This is a genomic window from Streptomyces sp. NPDC001231, from assembly GCF_042896885.1.
Lineage (GTDB): Bacteria > Actinomycetota > Actinomycetes > Streptomycetales > Streptomycetaceae > Streptomyces.
Genome location: NZ_JBIAXS010000014.1, coordinates 110,290 through 131,362, shown reverse-complemented (window position 1 = coordinate 131,362; position 21,073 = coordinate 110,290). Strand labels below are relative to the sequence as shown.

15 protein-coding genes are annotated in these 21,073 nt (G+C 72.5%); 4 read left to right on the top strand and 11 right to left on the bottom strand.

From position 1 onward, the window contains the following. Positions 1–6: 6 nt before the first annotated feature. The 3 genes from ACFY3J_RS18965 to ACFY3J_RS18955 form a co-directional block, all read right to left on the bottom strand. On the bottom strand, positions 7–996 hold the full coding sequence (locus ACFY3J_RS18965) for a nucleoside triphosphate pyrophosphohydrolase (protein WP_384179059.1): 990 nt from the start codon (positions 994–996) through the stop codon (positions 7–9). Positions 997–1,108: 112 nt separating this feature from the next. Further along, positions 1,109–1,756, bottom strand: a complete 648-nt coding sequence (locus tag ACFY3J_RS18960; protein WP_384179057.1) for a SurA N-terminal domain-containing protein — start codon at positions 1,754–1,756, stop codon at positions 1,109–1,111. A 223-nt stretch (positions 1,757–1,979) separates the two neighbouring features. Next, complete coding sequence (locus tag ACFY3J_RS18955; protein WP_141360401.1) at positions 1,980–2,807, bottom strand: glycoside hydrolase domain-containing protein; 828 nt, start codon at positions 2,805–2,807, stop codon at positions 1,980–1,982. Positions 2,808–3,137: 330 nt separating this feature from the next. On the opposite strand from ACFY3J_RS18955, the gene ACFY3J_RS18950 reads away from it, so the two are divergent. Continuing rightward, positions 3,138–3,521: a hypothetical protein gene (locus ACFY3J_RS18950; protein ID WP_384179192.1), complete on the top strand. Its 384-nt coding sequence runs from the start codon at positions 3,138–3,140 to the stop codon at positions 3,519–3,521. 81 nt (positions 3,522–3,602) lie between these two features. Here the strand turns inward: ACFY3J_RS18950 and ACFY3J_RS18945 are convergent, their stop codons facing one another. From ACFY3J_RS18945 to ACFY3J_RS18935, 3 genes are all read right to left on the bottom strand, one after another. Further along, on the bottom strand, positions 3,603–5,147 hold the full coding sequence (locus ACFY3J_RS18945; protein ID WP_390841303.1) for a protein kinase: 1,545 nt from the start codon (positions 5,145–5,147) through the stop codon (positions 3,603–3,605). Then, entirely contained in the window at positions 5,144–5,944 is an 801-nt protein-coding gene (locus ACFY3J_RS18940; RefSeq protein ID WP_390841302.1) for a hypothetical protein, read from the bottom strand. The genes ACFY3J_RS18945 and ACFY3J_RS18940 overlap by 4 nt, the downstream gene beginning before the upstream one ends. Positions 5,945–6,157: 213 nt before the next feature. Then, positions 6,158–8,380, bottom strand: a complete 2,223-nt coding sequence (locus ACFY3J_RS18935; protein WP_390841301.1) for an N-6 DNA methylase — start codon at positions 8,378–8,380, stop codon at positions 6,158–6,160. Positions 8,381–8,570: 190 nt separating this feature from the next. On the opposite strand from ACFY3J_RS18935, the gene ACFY3J_RS18930 reads away from it, so the two are divergent. Next, on the top strand, positions 8,571–9,038 hold the full coding sequence (locus tag ACFY3J_RS18930; protein ID WP_384179048.1) for a hypothetical protein: 468 nt from the start codon (positions 8,571–8,573) through the stop codon (positions 9,036–9,038). Positions 9,039–9,244: 206 nt separating this feature from the next. Then, entirely contained in the window at positions 9,245–10,027 is a 783-nt protein-coding gene (locus tag ACFY3J_RS18925) for a hypothetical protein (RefSeq protein WP_390841300.1), read from the top strand. 155 nt (positions 10,028–10,182) lie between these two features. On the opposite strand, the gene ACFY3J_RS18920 is transcribed toward ACFY3J_RS18925, so the two are convergent. The 4 genes from ACFY3J_RS18920 to ACFY3J_RS18905 all read right to left on the bottom strand — a co-directional run bounded on the left by ACFY3J_RS18920 (position 10,183) and on the right by ACFY3J_RS18905 (position 18,210). Next, entirely contained in the window at positions 10,183–10,899 is a 717-nt protein-coding gene (locus ACFY3J_RS18920; RefSeq protein WP_384179044.1) for an HNH endonuclease family protein, read from the bottom strand. 163 nt (positions 10,900–11,062) lie between these two features. Beyond that, the gene (mfd, locus tag ACFY3J_RS18915; protein WP_390841299.1) at positions 11,063–14,605 is read right to left on the bottom strand and encodes a transcription-repair coupling factor; all 3,543 of its coding nucleotides are present in this window, start codon (positions 14,603–14,605) and stop codon (positions 11,063–11,065) included. Positions 14,606–14,845: 240 nt separating this feature from the next. Further along, positions 14,846–17,425, bottom strand: a complete 2,580-nt coding sequence (locus tag ACFY3J_RS18910; protein WP_390841298.1) for an ABC transporter permease — start codon at positions 17,423–17,425, stop codon at positions 14,846–14,848. Beyond that, positions 17,422–18,210: an ABC transporter ATP-binding protein gene (locus tag ACFY3J_RS18905; RefSeq protein WP_225074806.1), complete on the bottom strand. Its 789-nt coding sequence runs from the start codon at positions 18,208–18,210 to the stop codon at positions 17,422–17,424. The genes ACFY3J_RS18910 and ACFY3J_RS18905 overlap by 4 nt, the downstream gene beginning before the upstream one ends. A gap of 459 nt (positions 18,211–18,669) precedes the next feature. On the opposite strand from ACFY3J_RS18905, the gene ACFY3J_RS18900 reads away from it, so the two are divergent. After that, a complete protein-coding gene (locus ACFY3J_RS18900) occupies positions 18,670–20,163 on the top strand; it encodes an MFS transporter (RefSeq protein ID WP_384179037.1) in 1,494 nt (497 codons plus the stop codon). A 19-nt stretch (positions 20,164–20,182) separates the two neighbouring features. Here ACFY3J_RS18900 and ACFY3J_RS18895 read toward each other — a convergent pair whose 3' ends face one another. Further along, positions 20,183–21,070, bottom strand: a complete 888-nt coding sequence (locus tag ACFY3J_RS18895) for a cellulose-binding protein (protein ID WP_384179035.1) — start codon at positions 21,068–21,070, stop codon at positions 20,183–20,185. Positions 21,071–21,073 lie beyond the last annotated feature (3 nt).

Here is a 21,073-nt window from a genome sequence, read left to right as displayed (position 1 = left end):
CGCGCCTCAGGGCCTTCGGTCGCCTTCTGTTTCCACGATCGCGTCCCGGTACGCGCGCGCCGCCGCACGCAGTGCCGCCTCCGGGTCGACGCCCTCCGCCTCGGCGCGGGCGGCCAGCGCCAGCAGCTCGTATCCGAAGCCCTCCCTCGCCGGGAGGGGCACCTCCAGACCCGCCGTGCGGACCCGGGAGGCCAGCTTGGCGGCGAGGGCGAGGCCGGGCTGGCCGAGGGGGACGCCCTCGGTCACGGAGGTGCGCCGCTTCTCCTCCGCCTTGGTGCGCAGCCAGTGCTCCTTGACCTCCTCCGGGGTGGTGGCGGTCTCGTCGCCGAAGACATGCGGGTGGCGGTGGATCAGCTTGGCGACGATGGTGCCGGCCACGTCGTCGATGGAGAACGGCTCCTCGGGGTCCTCCTCGGCGATACGGGCGTGGAAGACCACCTGGAGCAGGACGTCGCCCAGTTCCTCGCGCAGCTCCTCGCGGTCGCCGTCCTCGATCGCCTCGACCAGCTCGTACGCCTCCTCGATGCCGTACTTGGCCAGACCCTTGTGGGTCTGCCGGGACGACCAGGGGCACTCGGCGCGGATGCGGTCCATGACCTGGACGAGGTCGAGCAGGCGGGCGCCGGGCAGGTCGTAGGAGGCGGGCAGCAGCTCCAGCTCCGGCATGTTCACACGGCCGGAGCCGGCCAGGCGGGCCAGTCCGTCGGTCAGGGCGGGTTCGCCCTCGCCGGTGGCCACGACGACGACCGTACGGCCGCCGGCGCCCGCGTCCACCAGCTCCTCGGCGCTCGGTGCCGCCTCGTCCACGGCTATGCCCGCCTCGCGCAGATACGGCAGCTGCGGATGGGCACCGTCCGCGCACAGCACCCGGTCGGCCGCCCGCAGCACCTGCCAGGCGGGCCAGGACAGCAGCCCGGGGGCGACCCGGTGACTGGTGGTGAGCAGGACGATCCGGCCCGAGGCCGCTGCGGAGGTGGTCGTGCTGGTGGTGTTCACGGTCCGAACGTAACGCACACCCGCGACGGCACCCCTGGTTGTCCACAGGCCGGGGGCCGTCCCCCCGGCCCGGTTGTCCGGTTGTCCACAGGTCCGGCCGTCCGGCGTCCGGTCAGGCCGACTGCTTCGCGTCCACCGCGGAGACGTCCCGCAGCCACGGCGTCCTGGCGTTCACGAGGGTGCTCTTCTCGACGTCCCACGTGCCGTAGCGCGGGTTGAGGTCGACCCGGAGTTCGGCGGAGGCCTCGGACAGCGCCTTCCAGAAGGCCGGCTGGCCGGCGTCGGTGTGCAGATGGGCCGCGAGCTTCTGCGCCTCCAGCTGGAGGCGGAGGTTGTCGTCGAGGCGCCGCGGCGGCACCCCGTACCGCTGGAGCCAGGTGTCCTCGAGCGCCTTGGCGCCGCCCGCCTGCTGCTCGAGACCGGTGCGCAGCTGCTGGATCTCGCGGCGGCTGACACGGAGGCCGGCGTTCTGGGCGGCGCGGTCCAGCACCCGGTCGAGCACCATCTGGTGCAGCGTGTCCCGGGTGAGGGTGCCGGTCGCGGCGACGGCCTGCTGGTACTGCGCCTCGTCGGCCACCGCGGCCCGCTGCGCGTCGCGCACCTCGCTCACCCGGCTCTGCAACTGCCCGAGGGTGATCCGCTGGCCTCCGATCACGGCCGCCGCGCCCGGACGCGCGTCGCTTCCACAGGCGGTGAGCAGGGGTGCCGCCGCGAGGATCGTGGCGGACAGGACGAGCGCGGTGCGACGGCGGCGGTGCAAGGAAACCTCCCGTTGTGGAGATTGTGCGGCGGTGCACAAAGTCTTGCGATGATCGATGGTAGGCAGCGGCCGGGCTCTGGCCAACCCATTCGACCAACGATTCACCACGACTTCGGGCACCGTCGCGCCCCGTCCCCTCGGACGGGCGGCGCGCCGTCACGCCACACCCGCCCGAGCGGACGCCGGCCGACGCGGAAGCCCGGCGTCACCGCCCGGTTCCGGTTCAGCCGGTGATGGCGACCGGAGCGTCCCACCAGTCGCGGTCGACGGTGATGGTGACGCCGCCGCGCGTCTCCTTGCTGTTGACCATGTACTGGTGGGCGCGGCTGTGGTCGGTGAACTGGTTGGAGCCCCAGGGCCAGTCGGTGGTGGTGGTCTCCTTGCCGTCCCAGAGGGCGTACCAGAGGTTGCCCGGCAGGTCGGTCTTGTTGGTCGCGGTGGCGATGGCCTTGGCGCTGGAGCTTGTGAAGCCGTAGTAGCCGGCGCGGTAGGTCTTGTCGCGCAGCACCTTGTCGAAGGCGCGGACGTAGGTGAGCACGGCGTCGTTGCACGCCTTGTCGGTGATGTCGTACGGCTCCATGTCGAGGTAGACCGGGCTGCCCGCCTTGATGCCGAGCGCCGCCGACTTGGCCACCGCGTCCTTGGCGTCGCTGGTGCCGAGGGAGGCGGCCGTGGCGGCGGTGAGCCGCTCGGGGTTGGCGCTCTTCTGGCAGGGCGGCTGGGCGCCGACGTACAGCGGGATGAGCTTCCAGCCCATGGAGCTGACCGACTTCACCCAGGAGGCGGTGAGGTTGGGCTGGGCGCAGCCGCGGTTCTTGCCGCCGATGTAGACGGCCGCGGCGCCGTAGTAGCCGGTGTTCCAGGCCTTCATGGCGCTCAGCGAGGGTGCCGAGCAGGTGTCGAAGGCACGGCCGGTGAAGGTCTTCTGGGCGGGCCAGGCGGTGGCCGCCATGGAGGTCTGGGCCGCGATCCCGGCGCCGGCGACGACGACGGCTCCCGCCGCCGCCCACGTGATGTACCTGCGCTTCTTCGACTGCCGGTGCTCGGCCATCCCCACCCCTGTTGTCGTGTACGTGCTGTGCGCGTGTGCGGAGGCACGCTAACCGACGGAAGGTCTCCGGCCTGAAATGTGATCGTCTCGCAGCGCACAAGAATCACTCAAGGCGCAGCAAAAAACATACGTGTCACCTGCGACGCGGAGGCTCACGCCCCGGATCGTCGCCCTGCGCGAGGCGTCCTGAGCCCGCGCGCTCCCCTGCGCCCCTCGCCCCTTCCCGCCGCCCTGGCCGTTGTCCACAAGCGGCCTTCACACCCCCCGCCGTGGCCTAATCTTGCCCTGCGACGACTCCGTCCCCGAGCGGCGGAGCGCTTGGGGGTGGAGATGGACAAGCGGCTGGAGGCCGGCTGGTTCCAGCGGATCGCCTGGTCCGTCCTGGTCTGGGGCTCGCTGGGCATGCTGGTGTGGGTGCCGTTCCTGTACGTGGCGATCCGCCGCGGACGCGGGTCGGACTGGGGCGCCTTCGCCGCGTTCGTCCTGTACGAGTGCACCGTGATGCCGGGGCTGTCCGTCGTGCCCGACGACAGCGACGCCGCCGCGGTGCTCGGCGGCGTGATCATCCTGTGCCTGCTGACGGCGACGTGGATGCTGCTGTTCGCCGTGTTCGACCGGCGGATGCCGCAAGCGGTGGCAGCGGCCGGGTACGGGGCGGCCCCTTCCTCGCCCACGGTGCCGCAGGGCACGTACGGCTACCCCTACGGGCGCTGAAGCGCACCCCGTACGGGCGTTGATCCGCATCCGCGTACGGACGTTGAGCCTCGGCCCCGTACGCGCGCCGAACCGCACCGGTCAGCCGTGCACCTGGCCCAGCCACTGCAAGGTGCGCTGGATCTCGGCCGGGAAGGGATGCACGGGTCCGTGCCGGCGTTCCGCGTCGTGCAGCAGGCGCAGCAGGGTGTCGTGGGCGGCGGTCCGGTCGCCGAGGGCAAGCAGCAGGTGCCCGATGCGGCGGCGGATCTCGAAGGGCAGGTCGGGGTCGGCGGCCGTGTACGGGTTCTCCGCGAACCGGTTCTCGAAGTAGGGCAGCAGGGCCCGGTACTCGGTGAGCGCCGCGGCCGGCTCGCCGAGCTGTTCGAGGCACTGCGCCGCGTCGTAGCGGAACCGGAGGGACTGCGGGTCGGCGGCGCCCGCCTCGGTGGCCCGTTCGTCGGCGAGGCGCCGCAGCTCGGGCAGGGCGCGCCGGTACTGGCCGTCGTCCATCAGCGTGGCCGCGTACTGCTTGCGCAGGGTGCGCACCACCGGTGAGTGCTCGCCGTGTTGGGCGGCGGCGGCCGGGAGGATCGCGCCGAGGATGTCGACGGCCTGCGTGATACGGCCCTCGCCGAGCAGCCGCTTGACCTCGTCGACGGCGGTGGCGACATCGTGGTGGCCGCCGGTCCCGGTGGTGGACGGTTCGGGGCGCGGCGCGGGGGTGACGGCGCGGTCGGGCCAGGGGGCGTGCGGGCGCAGGAAGGGGCGGGTGGGATCGAGGGGGCCGCCGGTGTGCGGCCCGCGCGGGGGCAGCAGCGGCAGCAGGTCCTCGTACACCGCCTGGGCACTGGCCGGGCGGTGCTGGGGGTCCTTGGCGAGCAGCCGCAGCAGCAGGGATTCGAGGGCGTCGGGGATCTCGGGGCGCAGCCGGCGCACGGGCACCGGCGGCTCGTGGAGGTGGCGGTGCAGCACGCCGACCGCGGTGGAGGCGGCGAACGGGACGTCCCCGCTGAGGAGTTCGTGCAGCACCACACCGAGCGCGTACAGGTCGGTGTACGGGCCGACGGCGCCGCCCATGGCCTGTTCGGGGGCCATGTAGGCGGGGCTGCCGATGGGTGAGCCGGTGCGCGTGAGGCGGGTGGTCTCGGCGTTGAGGACGGAGGCGACGCCGAGGTCGAGGACGGTGACGGTGCCGTCCGGCTTCACCATCACGTTCCGCGGTTTGAGGTCCCGGTGGACGATCGGTACGGCGTGCACGGCGGACAGCACGGCGCACAGCTGGGCGGCGACGGCGACCGCCCACTGCCAGGGGTACGGCTCGTGTTCGGCGAGGTGGTCGGCGAGGTCGGCGCCGTCGACGTACTGCATGACGAGGTAGAGGTTCTCGTCCTCGCTGCCCGCGTCGTGCACGGTGACCAGGCCGGGGTGGTCTACCTGCGCGGTGACGCGGCACTCGCGGACGAAGCGGCGGCGCAGTTCGGCGGCGTCGTGGCTGTGGGGTCCCGCGACCTTGTCGGGGCGCAGCAGCTTGACGGCGACCCGGCGGTCGAGCCTCTGGTCGTAGGCCGTCCAGACCTGGCCCATGCCGCCTTGTCCGATGAGCGTGGACAGTTCGTAGCGTCCGGCGACGACGCGTGCGGTCACCGGCCGTCCCCCGCGCCCCAGCTCGTGGTGAACCCGGCGTCCCCGGTGCCCGGGGCTCCGCCCGGTCCGGCCTGCCCGCCGTGGCCGGACCGCCCACCGGGGCCGGACTGCCCGCCCTGGCCGGGACCGTTGTCCTGGCCGCGCAGGAAGTCGCTCAACTCGTCCAGTTCGGCGCGGACCTGGTCGATCCGGGCGGGCGCGGGGCGCTGCGGCTGCTGGGGCACCGCGTGGGGAGCGGGAGCGGGCGCGGGCGCCGGGTTCGGCGCGGGTGGGAAGGAGGCGGCCCGCGGCGGGGAGTAAGGGCCCGGCTGCGGCGGGGAGTAGGGCGCGGGCCCCGGCCGGCCGTACGGGGCGGGCGGCGGACCGTAGCTCTGCGGGGCGGGGGACGGCGGGTAGCCGTACACGACGGTGGCGGCCGTGGCACTGGGGGCGACCCGGCCGGCCAGGAGGGCCTCCTGGTGACGGAGGTCCCGGTACAGGAAGTAGCCGACGCTGCCGAACGCGGACAGCAGGAGCAGCCCCACACCGACATCGCTGCGCCAGGTCTGCGGGTCGCCCTCCTCGCCGGTGCCGTCGACGCCGACGAACACGCACCCCACGAACAGGAGGACGAGCGACAGGGCGAACAGGACCCAGTCGCGCCGGGCACGGGTCATGCAGGCGACGCGCAGCATGGTGCCCCAGGCCAGGAAGCCGAGGCTCAGCACCGAGAGGGCCACGAACAGCACCCTGAGCCCGACCACCAGTGCGGTCGAGGGGCGCGGAGGCTGCGGCGGCGCGTAGCCGGGGCCGTGCATGACTGCTCCTAGTGCCGAGGCCCTGGCGGGGCGCCTGCGGGGACGTTGCGTACGGTGCGGAACCGGGGGTGTTCCGAGCGTGTTCCGAGAGTATCGGTCCGCCCGGACAACCGGCTTGGGATGTACCGAACCGTTGCCGTCCCCCGTCCCGCCGCCCCGTCCCGCCGCACCGCCCTGCCGCCCGCCCGCTCGGCCGGGCCGGCCGCCGGTCCGTCAGCCGCCCGGTGGGACCGTCCCGTCGGTCAGGCCGTCGTACATGCCCCGCACGAGTTGCTCGCCGAGGTGCCCGGCCACTCGCAGCGCGTCCTCGAAGGCTGCCAGTCCGCGGAACCGTTCGCCGTAGGTCCGCTGCTGCTCCAGCGGGATCCGGGGGAGTTGGAGCCTGCGCACGTCGAGCCGGGTCGCGGTGGACGCGTAGCTGCTGGCCTGGCGGTTGTTGGCGGTGCCACGCAGGAATCCGGCGAGGAACCACGGGTCGAGCGCGGCCGGGTCGGGGCGCAGCAGGGTGAGGTTGCGGCCGAGCGCGGCCCCGGCGGTGCGCTCGTCGACGACGCGGGCCACGCGTCCCCCGCCGAGGACGGGCACGACGACGTCGCCGGCTTCGGTGAGCACGATGTCCTCGGCCGGCTCCCCGTCGGGCAGCACCCCGGACGGCGCGGCGGCGGCGAGGACGTCGTGGTCGGTGAGGACGGGGACGCCCGCGCGGGCCGGACGGCCGGCGGCCGGGGTACGGGGGTGTGACGCCGCCGTGGGACCGGAGCTGCCGGAGGTGCGCAGGACCAGGGCGCCGGCGCGGGCGAGTTCGCCGACGCTGGTCATCGGCCAGCGCGCCGGTGGCTCCCCGGTGGCGGGCGGCGGCGGGGCGAGGGTGGCGGCGAGCCGCAGGGTGTCGCCCAGGCGTGCGCCGACGTCGGCCAGTCGCTCGGCTCCGCCGTCGGCCGGGAGCGGCAGGTGGCGGGCGGGGGCGAGGTCGACGTCGTCGTCGAGGAGGTCGATCACCGGTACGCAGCGGCTGAGCCCCGGCTGCTCGTCGGCCTTGCCGGTGCGGTCGAAGGGCCGCCAGGCGTCGAGGACGGCGGAGCGCACGTCATGCCAGTCGCCGCGGGCGCGCCCGTCGGCGGCGGCCGCCGTGTCCACGAGCAGCAGTTCGGGCGTCGAGGGCTGGGCTCCGGCGGTGGGGCGGCGCAGCACCCACAGGTGCAGCGGGATGTTGTACGGGGGCGCCGATCCGGCGGGCAGCGCGATCACGGCGCGCAGGGCGCCGCGGCGCAGCAGGTCGGCGCGGATGCGGCGGCCGGAGCGGCGGGACGCGGCGGCGGGCGGCATCAGCAGGACGGCGGTGCCGCCGTCGCGCAGGTGGGCGAGGGCGTGCTGGACCCAGGCCAGCTCGGACTCGGTGCGGGCGGGGAAGCCGTACTCCCAGCGCGGGTCGTAGGCGAGTTCGTCATGGCCCCAGTTGCGCTCGTTGAACGGGGGATGGCACAGCACCGCGTCCACGGCCAGGCCGGGGAAGGCGTCGGCGCGCAAGGTGTCGCCGACGCGCGCGTGCACCTCGGCGTCGGTGCTCAGGGCGAGCCGCAGCGCGGTGAGGGCGGCCAGGTCGGGGGCGGCGTCCTGCACGTACACGGCGGTCGGCGAGCCGAGCGCGCCGAGCAGGGCGCCGGTGCCGGCGGCGGGGTCGAGCACCGTACGGGGCCGGCCGGCGAGTTCGGCCATCAGGGCGGCGGGCCCGGCCGGAGTGAGCGTGTACTGGCGTGGGTTGGCGTCGAGTTGCCGTCCGAGCAGGAACTCGAAGGCGCGGCGGGTGCCGAGTTCGACGGCGAGTTCGCCGACGCCCCGCAGCAACGTTACGGAGGCGGCCAGTTCGGCGGGGCCGGGCGGGGCCAGGGCCGCGTGGCCGGTGTGGCCGGCGGGGGCCGCCACCGGACCGGAGCCTGGTGCGGCGGCGGAGGGAGCGCCGTCGGTGTTCACATCCGCCTGTGAACTGTGGTCGGCGTCGATGGAGGAGAGGGCGGCGCCCACGGTGTTCACAGCGGTCTGTGAACCGAACCGCCGGGTCAGGGCCTTGGCGAGCTTGGCGGGCAGCAGTTCCGCCATACGCGCGTCGGTCAGGCCGCTCAGCTGCAGCCATTCGGTGGGCCGGTCGCGGATCAGGAGCAGGGCGCAGCCCGCGTGGACCAGGGCCGTGACGGGGCCGGCGGGGTGCCCGGCGAGCTGCTGCCAGACCCGTTCGCGGAGCGGGACCTCGGCGAGTTTGCCCTGCTTGCGCAACCACTCCTCGACCTCGGCGAGCGCGAAGGCGGGGCTCGCCTCGGTGCCGCCGACGGGCCGGGGGAAGTCGGCGTGGCGGCGGCGCCAGTTGCTGACGGCGGCTCGGCCGACCCCCGCGAGGCGTGCGATTCCGGCGGCGGTCACCTCAGTGGCGTTGTCCTGCACCCGCGCGGCTCCCCTCGTGATGGCTCTGTGGCGTCGAGCATACCCAAGGACACCCGAAAGCCCCCTTCACGAGGTGAATCGAAGAAACGAGAATTGTCATGTTGACTCGGTTCACAAACCCTGCTCTGATTGACCCATCGGAACGAGCGGCCGCCGGATCGTCGGCCGCCATCCTCGGGAGGGATTTCTCATGGGCATGAAGACGAAGCTCGCGCTGAGTGCAGCCGTGGGTCTCGCGATCATCGGCGCGGTGTCGTGCAGCGCGGACACCGGCGACTCCAAGAGCGGCTCGTCCAGCTCGGCGGCGGCCGACGGGGCCAGCGGCGGCACCTCCGGCAAGGGCGGCGCCAAGGACAAGAAGTCCGATGCCGCCAAGGGCTCCCAGGCGGACCAGTTCAAGGCCTTCGTGAACAAGAACGGCACGGCGAAGGAGAAGGAGGCCGTCGCCCACGTCACCAAGGTCCAGGGCGCCGACGAGCAGAACGACATCCTCGACAGCGTCGACGTCCACACCGACTTCACCGGCGGCCTGATGGGCAAGGGAACGGGTCCCGCCAATCTGATCGCCTCCGCCTTCGCGGACTGGAAGCACAGCAAGAACGGCCTCGTCACGATCTACGACGCCGACGGCGAACTGCTCGGCAACGGCAACTTCTAGAGCCGGCGGACCAGGCCCGCGCCCCGCGCGGCGCCCCTTTCATCCCCTGCTTCCCCCTCCAGCACCGGGGCCCCGCACCCGGTGCCCCGCACCGCACCGGACCCCCGGTCCCCGGCGCTCCCCGCCGCACCACCGCCCCCTGCCCGTGCCATCACCACGGCACGGGCAGCCCCTCACCCACCTCACGACACCCTCAGGGGACCCCCATGCGTCACACCGCCGCCGCACTCTGCCTGACCGCCGTCACCGCCTCGCTCGCGCTCACCGCGTGCGGCTCCGAGAAGCCGGACGCGGCGGGCGGCGACGCCAAGGGCAAGGCACACCAATCCGCCGGCGCCACGGCCGAACGCGCCCCGTTCGCCGACCTGTCCGGGCAGGAGATCGTCGACAGGGCGCTCAAGGCCACCCGGAGCGCCACCTCCCTCACCCTGAAGGGCAGCGTCCCCGACGACGAGGGCACCATCGAACTGGACCTGGCCCTGGACCGCGAGGGGCACTGCGCCGGGACCCTGGGCATGTACGGCGAGGGCGAGGTCGGCCTCATCAGGACCGACGACACCGTCTACATGAAGTTCGACGAGGCGTACCTGCGCTCCGAGGGCAAGGGGCAGTCCAAGTCCGAGGTCGACGGTGTGGTGGACATGCTCGCCGACCGCTGGGTGAAGACCGGCGCCGACAGCGACGACGCCAAGGACGTGGCCGACTTCTGCGACCTCGACAAGCTGCTCGCCGACTTCGACGACACCCGCTCGGCGGCCCGCAAGGGCGAGGCGACGACCGTCGACGGCACCCCCGCGTTCACCCTCACCGAGGCCGAGGGCAAGGACCGCTACACCCTCTACGTCGCCACCGAGGGCAAGCCGTACCTGCTGCGGATCGAGAACACCACGGCGAAGCAGCCGGAGGACATCTCCTTCACGGACTACGGCAAGCCGGTCCCGGCGGTGCCGCCCGCCGACAAGGACGTCCTGGACCTCGACAAGCTCTGACGCCCGAACGGCGCCCCACCCGACCACCCCTCCGGCGATCCGTCACCCCTCTGGGGGGAGCGGGCACGGACCGCCGCCCCGGCCGGGGAGGAACACCCGCCTCCCCGGCCACAGGGCGTCACGTCACGGCGCGTGGCGGCGACGCCGACCGCTTCTCAGCGGGCCCGGAACCGCTCCGGTGCCTTCGTCGGGTTGCCGCCGGAGGGCAGCTTCTGGTCCGGGCAGGTGGACAGGACCTTCTTCATCGCGGTCTTCTCGGCCGCGGTGACCCACAGTTCGTACTTCTTCTTCACCGCGACCTGCGCGGCGACGTACGTGCACCGGTAGGCCTTGGCGGGCGGCAGCCACGTCGCCGCGTCGCCGTCGCCCTTGGAGCGGTTGGCGCTCGCGTCCACGGCTATCAGGTTGAGCGGGTCGTTGGCGAGCGCTATGCGCTTGCTCGCGTCCCAGTACGCGGCGCCCTTCTGCCAGGCGTCCGAGAGGGCGACGACATGGTCGATGTCGACCTGGCTGCGCCCACGCCGGTAGACGATCTCCTTGTCGGAGTACGGGTCCCGCTCCAGCACGCCGTACGACACCTTGCAGTCCCCGTCGGTGAACCGCACCTGCTTCAGGTCCCGTTTGAGGATGTCGTCGCGGGTGGGGCAGCCGTTGGAGTCGGTGTCCGCCCAGGCGGTGCCGAACTTCTCCCGGACGTAACCGGTCTTCGGCGACCGCCCCTTGACGGTCAGCGACTCGGCGGCGGCGAGCGCCTCGCCGCCGGTCTTCGCCGGCTCCGGTCCGCTCGCGCCGCCGTCCAGCTGCTCCGTGCATCCGGTCACGAACAGTGCCACGACGGCAGCCGCAACCGCCCCGCCCCTCAGACGCGTCACGCTGCGCCCCTCCCCTAACCTGCCTGGTCCCGCCCCTGGTTCGGGCGTCCTTCACCTGGTGCCCACCGTAGCGGGGAATACGCCCAGGCCACACGGGGGGTACTGGGGTCACGGGGGCGAACGCGCGGACCGCGCACCCTCCGCGACCCCGAAGACGCGCGGGCTACGACCCCAGGATGGACGCCAGGAACTCCCCTACCCAGCCCAGCAGTTCACGGCCGACCAGCGGCTTGCCGCCGACCTTCGCGGTCTTGGGGCGGGGTACGAGGACCTGGTGGACGGCCGGCTTGATCACCGAGCCCGGGTAGAGGCGCTTGACGCGCAGCTCCTGCGACTCGCGCAGATCCACCGGGGCGAAGCGGATGTTGTTGCCCTGGAGGACGATCTCGCCGACACCGCAGGCCCGGGCGAGCATGCGCAGCCCGGCCACCAGCAGCAGGTTCTCCACCGGCTCGGGCAACTTGCCGTAGCGGTCGGTGAGTTCCTCGCGGACGGCCTTGATGTCCTCCTCGGAGTTCGCGGAGGCGATGGACCGGTAGGCCTGGAGGCGCAGCCGCTCGCCGGGCGCGTAGTCGTGCGGGACGTGCGCGTCGACCGGCAGCTCGATCTTGACCTCCAGCGGTGGCTCCTCCTCGATCTCCCCCGTCTCCAGTTGCCGCCGGTAGTCCGCGACCGCCTCGCCCACCATCCGCACGTACAGGTCGAAGCCGACGCCCGCGATGTGCCCGGACTGCTCGCCGCCCAGCAGGTTTCCCGCGCCGCGGATCTCCAGGTCCTTCATCGCCACGTACATGCCGGCGCCCATCTCGGTGTGCTGCGCGATGGTCGCCAGACGCTCGTGGGCCGTCTCCGTCAGCGGCTTCTCCGGCGGGTACAGGAAGTAGGCGTAGCCGCGCTCGCGGCCGCGGCCCACCCGGCCGCGCAGCTGGTGCAGCTGGGACAGGCCGAAGTTGTCGCCGCGCTCCACGATCAGGGTGTTGGCGTTGGAGATGTCGATGCCGGACTCGACGATCGTCGTGGAGACCAGCACGTCGAACTTCTTCTCCCAGAAGTCGACGACGACCTGCTCCAGGGCCGCCTCCGACATCTGGCCGTGGGCGGTGGCGATGCGCGCCTCGGGGACGATCTCCCGCAGCCGGGCCGCGGCGCGGTCGATGGACTCCACCCGGTTGTGGATGTAGAAGACCTGGCCCTCGCGCAGCAGTTCACGGCGGATCGCCGCGCCGATCTGCCTCTCCTCGTACGGCCCGACGAACGTCAGCACCGGGTGCCGCTCCTCGGGCGGCGTGGTGATCGTCGACATCTCCCTGATGCCGGTCACCGCCATCTCCAGCGTGCGCGGGATCGGGGTCGCCGACATCGTCAGGACGTCGACGTTCGCGCGGAGCTTCTTCAGCTGCTCCTTGTGCTCGACGCCGAAGCGCTGCTCCTCGTCGACGATGACCAGGCCGAGGTCCTTGAACTTCGTCTCCGAGGAGAACAGGCGGTGGGTGCCGATGACGATGTCCACCGCGCCGTCCCCGAGGCCCTCCACGACCGTCTTCGCCTCGGTGTCGGTCTGGAAGCGGGAGAGCGCTCTGACGTTCACCGGGAACTGCGCGTACCGCTCGGAGAACGTGCCGAAGTGCTGCTGCACCAGCAGCGTCGTCGGGACCAGGACCGCGACCTGCTTGCCGTCCTGGACCGCCTTGAAGGCGGCGCGGACCGCGATCTCCGTCTTGCCGTAGCCGACGTCGCCGCAGATCAGGCGGTCCATCGGGACCGACTTCTCCATGTCCTCCTTGACCTCGGCGATCGTGGTCAGCTGGTCCGGGGTCTCCGCGTACGGGAAGGCGTCCTCCAGCTCGCGCTGCCACGGCGTGTCCGAGCCGAAGGCGTGCCCGGGCGCCGCCATCCGCGCGCTGTAGAGCTTGATCAGGTCGGCGGCGATCTCCTTGACCGCCTTCTTCGCCCGCGCCTTGGTCTTCGTCCAGTCGGCGCCGCCGAGCCGGTGCAGCGTGGGTGCCTCGCCGCCGACGTACTTGGTGATCTGCTCCAGCTGGTCGGTGGGGATGTACAGCCGGTCGCCGGGCTGGCCGCGCTTGGCCGGGGCGTACTCCACCACCAGGTACTCGCGGGTCGCGCCCTGCACCGTGCGCTGCACCATCTCGATGTAGCGGCCCACGCCGTGCTGCTCGTGGACGATGTAGTCACCCGTCTCCAGGGTCAGCGGGTCGACGGTCTTGCGCCGTCGCACGGGCATCCGCGCGCCGTCCCGGCCGGCCGTCTTCTGGCCGGTCAGGTCGGTCTCGGTGAGGACGGCCAGCTTCAGCGCGGCGTCGACGAAGCCGTGGTCGATGCCGCCGCAGGCCACGTGCACGACCGACGGGGAAATCTGCCCGAGGTCCACGTCGAGGCGGGCCGCGATGCCCTCCCCGCCCAGCACCTCGACGGTACGCGAGGCCGGGCCGTGGCCCTCGGTGACGAACACCGCGCGCCAGCCGTCCGCGAGCCAGCCCTTGGTGTCGGCGAGCGCCTTCGCGATGTCCCCGCGGTACGTCTCGGGTGCGTGCATGCCCAGCTTGAGCGTGTCCCCGTCTCCGTCGTACACCGTCTCGTCCGCGGCGAACGGCGACACCGACCACCACATCATGTCCAGCTCGCGCGCCCGGTCCCGGACGTCCGCGATCGACCACAGGGAGGCCGCGCCGAGGTCGATGGGCGCCTCGCCGCCGCCGGCCGAGGCCGCCCAGGACGCCTGGAGGAACTCGTGGGAGGTCGCCACCAGGTCCGCCGCGCGCGTGCGCACCCGCTCCGGGTCGCACACCACGGTCATGGCGCCCTTGGGCAGCACGTCGAGCAGCAGCTCCATGTCGTCGACGAGGACCGGCGCCAGCGACTCCATGCCCTCCACCGCGATGCCCTCGGCGATCCTGCCGAGCAGCTCGCCGAGCTCCGGATGCCGCTCGGCGAGTGCACGCGCCCGCGTGCGTACGTCCTCGGTGAGCAGCAGCTCACGGCAGGGCGGGGCCCACAGTCCGTGCTCGGCGACCTCCAGGGAGCGCTGGTCGGCGACCTTGAAGTACCGGATCTCCTCGACGTCGTCGCCCCAGAACTCGATGCGCAGGGGGTGTTCCTCGGTGGGCGGGAAGACGTCGAGGATGCCGCCGCGCACGGCGAACTCGCCACGCTTCTCCACCAGTTCCACGCGCGAGTACGCGGCGCCGGCGAGGTCGTCCACCACGTCGTTCAGGTCCGCGGTCTGCCCCGTTCGCAGGGACACCGGCACCAGGTCCCCCAGGCCCTTGACCTGCGGCTGGAGCACCGAGCGCACGGGTGCGACGACGACCGAGACCGGGCCGGTCTCCGGATCGCCGGGGTTCGGGTGGGCCAGGCGGCGCAGCACGGCCAGGCGGCGGCCCACGGTGTCGCTGCGCGGGCTGAGCCGCTCGTGCGGCAGCGTCTCCCAGGAGGGGTACTCCACGACGCCCTCCGCCGGCAGCAGCGAGCGCAGGGCCGCGACCAGGTCCTCGGCCTCGCGGCCGGTCGCCGTCACCGCGAGCACGGGACGGGCGGCCTCACGGGCCAGGGCGGCGACGGTGAAGGGGCGGGCGGCGGGGGGACCGACGAGGTCGACGTGCATGCGGTTGCCGTCCGCCGCCGCGGTGATCGCTTCCGCGAGGGCTGGGTCCTTGACGACGGCGTCGAGCAGACCGTGCAGGCTCATGGGGGGCTTTCCGTCCGAATCCGTCCGAGGGTGGGCAACGCGAAGATCCCGACTCGTGCGGCGGGCCGGGGATTCCTTCAGCGTACGCCGCCGGGCTGGCGGGCAGCGGGGGCTGTGGACAACCCCGGTCCCGCCCCCGCCGCCCCTTCCGGCACAAGCCCGGTGCCGGGAAGTCCCCCTGACTTCCCGGCACCGGGCTCCACCGTGACCCCCGTCCACGGGGGGGTCGCGTCGCGCTCGCTACTCCGTCGCGATCGCGTTCAGTACGTTCATCCGGCCCGCCCGGAAGGCCGGGATCAGGGCGGCGAACAGGCCCACGAAGGCCGAGCCGATGAAGACTCCGGCGATCGTGCCCCAGGGGATCTCCAGGACCTTCAGGCCCTCCAGGGCGAGGAGCTTCTGGGCGGTCGCGCCCCAGCCCATGCCCAGCCCCAGGCCCAGCAGCGCGCCGAACAGGGCGATCACCACGGACTCCAGGCGGATCATGCGGCGCAGCTGGCGGCGGGAGAGGCCGATCGCCCGCATCAGGCCGATCTCCCTCGTCCGCTCGACCACCGACAGCGCCAGGGTGTTCACCACACCCAGGACGGCGACGATGATCGCCAGGGCGAGCAGGCCGTAGACCATGTTGAGCAGCTGGCCGATCTGGTTCTGCAGCTCCTCCTTGTAGTCGGTCTGGTCGCGCACGGTGTACTGCGGGTAGTCGTGCAGCGCGGACTTGAGCGCCTGGTACGCGGCGGTCTCCTGCCCGTCCTTGGCGGTGGCGAAGAGCAGCAGGTCGAGCGGCATCCGGTCGGCGGGCACGTACTTCGCGACCGTGGCGATCGAGACGTACGACGCGCCGTTGTCGATCAGGCCGTCGTCGCTGGTGACGGCGCGGACCGTGAGCTCGGCCGTCGTGCCGCCCTTGAAACCGACCTCGATCGTGGAGCCGGGCTTGACGCCGTGCTTCTTGGCGAAGCCCTCGGGGACGGACATCGAGTCGGGCCGGTAGGCGTCGGCGAGCGTGCCCTCGACCGTCTTGGTGCGCAGGTCCTGGGCGTAGGTCGGATCGGCCGCGTTGATCATCTCGTTCTTGGAGGTACGGCCGTCCGGCGTGGTCAGGGAGACGTCCACGAGCTTGTACTCGGTGACCCGCTCCAGCCCCGGGGCGTCCTTCACGGCCTTCACCGCCTGCGGGGTGATGACCTCGCCGTTGTCGCTCTGGATGATGAAGTCCGTGCCGACGGTCTTGTCGAGCTGGTCGGTGGCGGAGGCGACCATCGAGGAGCCGACCACCGACAGGCAGGCCACCAGGGCCAGGCCGATCATCAGCGCGGCACCCGTGGCGCCGGTGCGGCGCGGGTTGCGCAGCGCGTTGCGCTCGGCCATCCGCCCGATCGGACCGAAGATCCGCAGCAGGACCACGCTGAGCACGCGGACCAGGCCGCCCACGAGCAGCGGGCCGACGACGACGAGGCCGATCAGGGTGAGCACCACGCCCAGACCCAGCCACGCCGAGCCCTGAGTGGCCTTGTCGGCGTCGGCCGCGGCGAACAGGCTCGCGGCGCCCACGCCGGTGAGGACCAGGCCGACGAGGGCCCGTACGGCCCCGGCCCTGCCGTCGGCCGGGGTCCCCGCGTCACGCAGGGCGGCCATCGGGGAGACCTTGCCGGCCCGCCGGGCGGGCAGGTAGGCGGCGAGGACGGTGACGACCACGCCGAGGACCAGGCCGATCACGGGGGTGGTCCAGGCGACCGTGAGGTCGTCGGTGGACAGGTGCATGCCCATCTGGCTCATGAGCTTCATCAGGCCGACCGCGATGCCGACGCCCGCCCCGACACCGAGCACGGAACCGACCACGCCCAGCAGCAGCGCCTCGACCAGCACGGACCGGTTGACCTGACGGCGGGAGGAGCCGATGGCGCGCATCAGGCCGATCTCGCGGGTGCGCTGGGCGACCAGCATCGAGAAGGTGTTGATGATCAGGAAGATGCCGACCAGGAAGGCGATTCCGGCGAAGCCGAGCATCCCGTACTTCATCACGTTCAGGAAGCTCTCGATGTCCTTCTGGTTGGCGTCGGCGACCTCCTTGGCGGTCTGCACCTTGTAGCCGGCGCCGAGCGCGGAGGCCACGTTCTTCTTCAGCTGCTCGTCGGTGACGCCCTTGGCGGCCGTCACGTTGACGTTCGTGTACACGTCGGCCCGGCCGACCAGGGTCTGCTGGGCGGTCCTGGTGTCCAGGTAGAAGATCGCCGCGCCGGGGTTGGTGACGGTGAAGGCGGCGATGCCGGACACGTGCGCGCGGTGGGTGCCGACCGCGGTGATCACACCGATCTCGTCGCCCAGTTTCAGGTGGTGCTTGTCGGCGGTGTCGGCGTCGACCATCACCTGGTCCGGGCCCTTGGGCGCCGCACCGGAGGTGATCTTCATGGTGCGGGAGTCGTTGTCGTTCCAGTTGCCGACGATGGTGGGCGCGCCGCTGCTGGGCGACAGCTTGTCCTTGTCGGCGTCGACGACGGTCACCGAGGTGGAGAACACCGTCCCCTCGGCGGCGCGCACGCCCTGGGCCCGGCGCACCTCGCCGAGCACGGAGGCCGGCATGACCGGCGGCTTGCCGGTGCGGGAGGTGGTCTCACCGGTGTCGGACGAGGTCTTGGCGCTCACCGTCACGTCCGAGGCGGTCGCCTGGAACAGCTTGTCGAACGTGGTGTTCATGGTGTCGGTGAACACGAGCGTGCCGCACACGAAGGCCACCGACAGCAGCACGGCGACGGCCGACAGTGCCATGCGTCCCTTGTGCGCGAAGAAGTTGCGCAGGGAGGTCTTCAGGACGGTCATGACGTACGTCCCCGGGCGTCGAAGTCCTTCATGCGGTCCAGGACCTGATCGGCCGTCGGCTGGTTCATCTCGTCGACGATCCGGCCGTCGGCGAGGTACAGCACGCGGTCGGCGTAGGAGGCGGCCACCGGGTCGTGCGTGACCATCACGATCGTCTGGCCGAGGTCGTCCACCGACCGGCGCAGGAAGCCCAGCACCTCGGCGCCCGCGCGGGAGTCCAGGTTGCCGGTCGGCTCGTCACCGAAGATGATCTCGGGCCGGGCGGCCAGGGCCCGGGCCACGGCGACGCGCTGCTGCTGGCCGCCGGAGAGCTGGTTGGGCCGGTGCTTGAGCCGTCCCGCGAGACCGACGGTCTCCACCACCTGCTCCAGCCACTTCCGGTCCGGCTTGCGGCCGGCGATGTCCATGGGCAGGGTGATGTTCTCGAGCGCGTTCAGCGTGGGCAGCAGGTTGAACGCCTGGAAGATGAAGCCGATCCGGTCCCGGCGCAGCTGTGTGAGCTTCTTGTCCTTCAGCCCGGTGATCTCGGTCTCGTCCAGGAAGATCTGGCCGCTCGTCACGGTGTCGAGGCCGGCGAGGCAGTGCATCAGCGTGGACTTGCCGGAGCCGGAGGGGCCCATGATCGCGGTGAACCGGCCGCGGGCGATGTCCACGTCGACGTGGTCGAGGGCGACGACACGGGTCTCCCCGGCCCCGTACGCCTTCACGACCTGCCGCGCCCGCGCGGCGACGGCCGTAGTCCCTCCAGTACCCCCGTGCCTGGGAATGGTCACAGCCGTTGTCACGTCAAGTCTCCTATGTCGGTCTGGTGGTGAAACACGTCTGGTGGCGAGTGGCGTCTGCTGGTGAATCGCGGTGGTGAGCCGCGTTCGACGGATCGAGTCGGTGCGTGTACGTCGTGCGCTGCGGTACGCCGTCGAGTCTGGTCGACGGGGGCTGTCCGGCGCGCTGGTGCTCAGCGCAGTCTTCTCCGGGGGAAAACCCCACCCCCGCCGCTCCGGCGTACCGCCCCCCGCGGCGTAAAGCCAGGTTAAGGACCGCCCCCGTCCCCGCTCGTCCTCCGTCGGTACGAACCCTCCCCGACCCCGGGTACGGAGCTTCCCCTAGGGGTCCTCCTCCCATGGGCGGACACGTTCTCAGGGTCGCCTCCGCCTCCCGGCCTCCTCAGCCTCCGCCCTCCCGCTACGTGAAGGTCAAGTGGGAAGCTGTCCGAGCCAGATGGATGCAGGGGGAAAGGATCCGGGGTGGGCAGCACCGAACCCGCGACACGGCAGGCCGCTCGACCCGGCGCGACCGACCGGCGGGGCGCGGTCGTCGCCGCGCTCATGCTGGCCATGGCACTGGCCGCCCTCGACTCGACGATCGTGTCGACGGCCGTGCCGCAGATCGTCGGGGACCTGGGCGGCTTCTCCGTGTTCTCGTGGCTGTTCTCTGGCTATCTGCTGGCCGTGACGGTGACTCTGCCCGTCTACGGCAAGCTGTCCGACACCTTCGGCCGCAAACCGGTGCTCGTCGCGGGCGCGGTCGTCTTCCTCGTCGGCTCCCTGCTGTGCGCCGGCGCCTGGAACATGGGCGCGCTGATCGCCTTCCGCGTCGTCCAGGGCCTGGGCGGCGGGGCGTTGCAGGGCACGGTCCAGACACTCGCCGCCGACCTGTACCCGCTGGAGCAGCGTCCGAAGATCCAGGCGAAGCTCTCCACGGTGTGGGCGGTGTCGGCGATCGCCGGACCGGCCCTGGGCGGCGTCCTGGCCGCCTACGCCGACTGGCGCTGGATCTTCCTGGTCAACCTTCCGATCGGCGCCGTCGCCCTGTGGCTGATCGTCCGCCACCTGCGCGAGCCGGAGCGGGAGCCGCGGTCGCGCCCGCGCGTCGACTGGGCGGGCGCGCTGGCGGTGTTCGCGTGCGCGGGCGTCCTGCTCACCGCGGTGGTGCAGGGCGGGGTGGCGTGGCCGTGGCTGTCGGCGCCGTCGCTCGCCCTGTTCGGTACGGGGCTGGCGCTGGCCGCCGCGGTGGTGGTGATCGAACGGCGAGCGGCGGAGCCGATCCTCCCTGGCTGGGTGTGGCGCCGCCGTACGATCGCCGCGGTGAATCTCGCCCTGGGCGCGCTGGGGCTGCTGATGGTCGCCCCGACGGTCTTCCTGCCCACGTACGCCCAGTCGGTGCTGGGCCTGGCGCCGGTGGCCGCCGGTTTCGTCCTGTCGGTCTGGACGCTGAGCTGGCCGGTGTCGGCCGCGCTCAGCCAGCACGTCTACCGGCGGATCGGCTTCCGCAACACCGCCATGCTCGGCATCGGCGCGGCGGCGCTGACCCTGTTCGCCTTCCCCTTCCTGCCCTACCCCGGCGCGGCCTGGCAGCCCGCCGCGCTGATGCTGGTGCTGGGCGCGGCCCTCGGCCTGTTCCAGCTCCCCCTCATCGTGGGCGTCCAGTCGACGGTGGGGTGGTCGGAGCGGGGCACCGCCACCGCCTCCATCCTCTTCTGCCGCCAGACCGGTCAGACGCTCGGCGCGTCCGTCTTCGGCGCGGTCGCCAACGGGGTGCTGGCCACCCGCCTCGGTGGCGCGAGCGACCTGGAGTCGGTGACGCGGGCGCTGAGTTCGGGCACGGCGCCGGAGGCCACACGCCGGGCCATCGCCGACGCGGTGCACGCGGTGTACGTGGGAGCGGGGTGCGCGGCGGCGCTGGCGTTCACGGTGCTGCTGGTACTGGCGCCGCGCCGCTTCCCGGTACTGAAGGACTGAGGCGGCCGGCCGCGGGGCGCTACTCGGCCCACGCTCCTTCCCTCAGCGCCGTGATGCTGTCCCGCACGGTGTCCATCTGGGCCCGTACGGCGTCCCACACCTCGCCGTGCTCCCGCAGAACCAGCTCGGTCTCGTGGGCGATCCGGTCCGCGCGCAGCCGCGCCCCGGCCAGCAGCTCCGCCGCCCGCGCGCGAGCCTCCTCCGGTTCCCGTCCGGCCTCCTCCCGCGCGTCGGCGAGAGCCCGCTCCGCCTCGGACAGCGCCCTCTCGGCGGCCGCCACCCGCTCGATGTGGTCCGCCTCCAGCGTTGCCTGACGCTCCGTCACCTCCTGCTCCGCGTCGACCAGCGCGTCCGCCTGTTCACGGGACTGCTCGGCGAGCATCCCGGACGTGCGCTGCCGCATCTCCCGCAGCGCCGCCAGCGCCTCGCCGCGGGACTCCTTCACCTCGCGCCGCACGGAGATCCGGACGTCGTCGGCCTCCGCCCGGGCCGCGAGCAGCCGCTGCCGGGCCCGTTCGTCGGCCTCGGCGCGTACGGCGTCGGCGTGCGCCCGCGCGTCCTGGAGCACACCGTCCGCGTGCGTCCGCGCCGTCTCCAGCAGTTCGTCCGCCTCCTGCCGCGCCCGCTCCCGGACCCTCCGCGCCTCCTCGAGTCCCAGCTCGTACAGCCGCCGGGCGCCCTCGCCCAGCGACTCGTAGGTCTGCTCGCCGAGTCGCGCGACCCTCTCCCGCAGGGCCGCGAGTTCCTCCTCCATGTTCCTGGCCAGGACGGTCAGCCTCGCGGCCCGCTCCCAGGCGGCGTCCCGGTCGTCGGAGAGGGCGTCCGCGAAGGCCTTCACCTGATCGGTGCGGTAGCCGCGTCCCCGTACGACCACGAAGCCGTGGAGCGACATCGGTTCGCTGCCCATCCT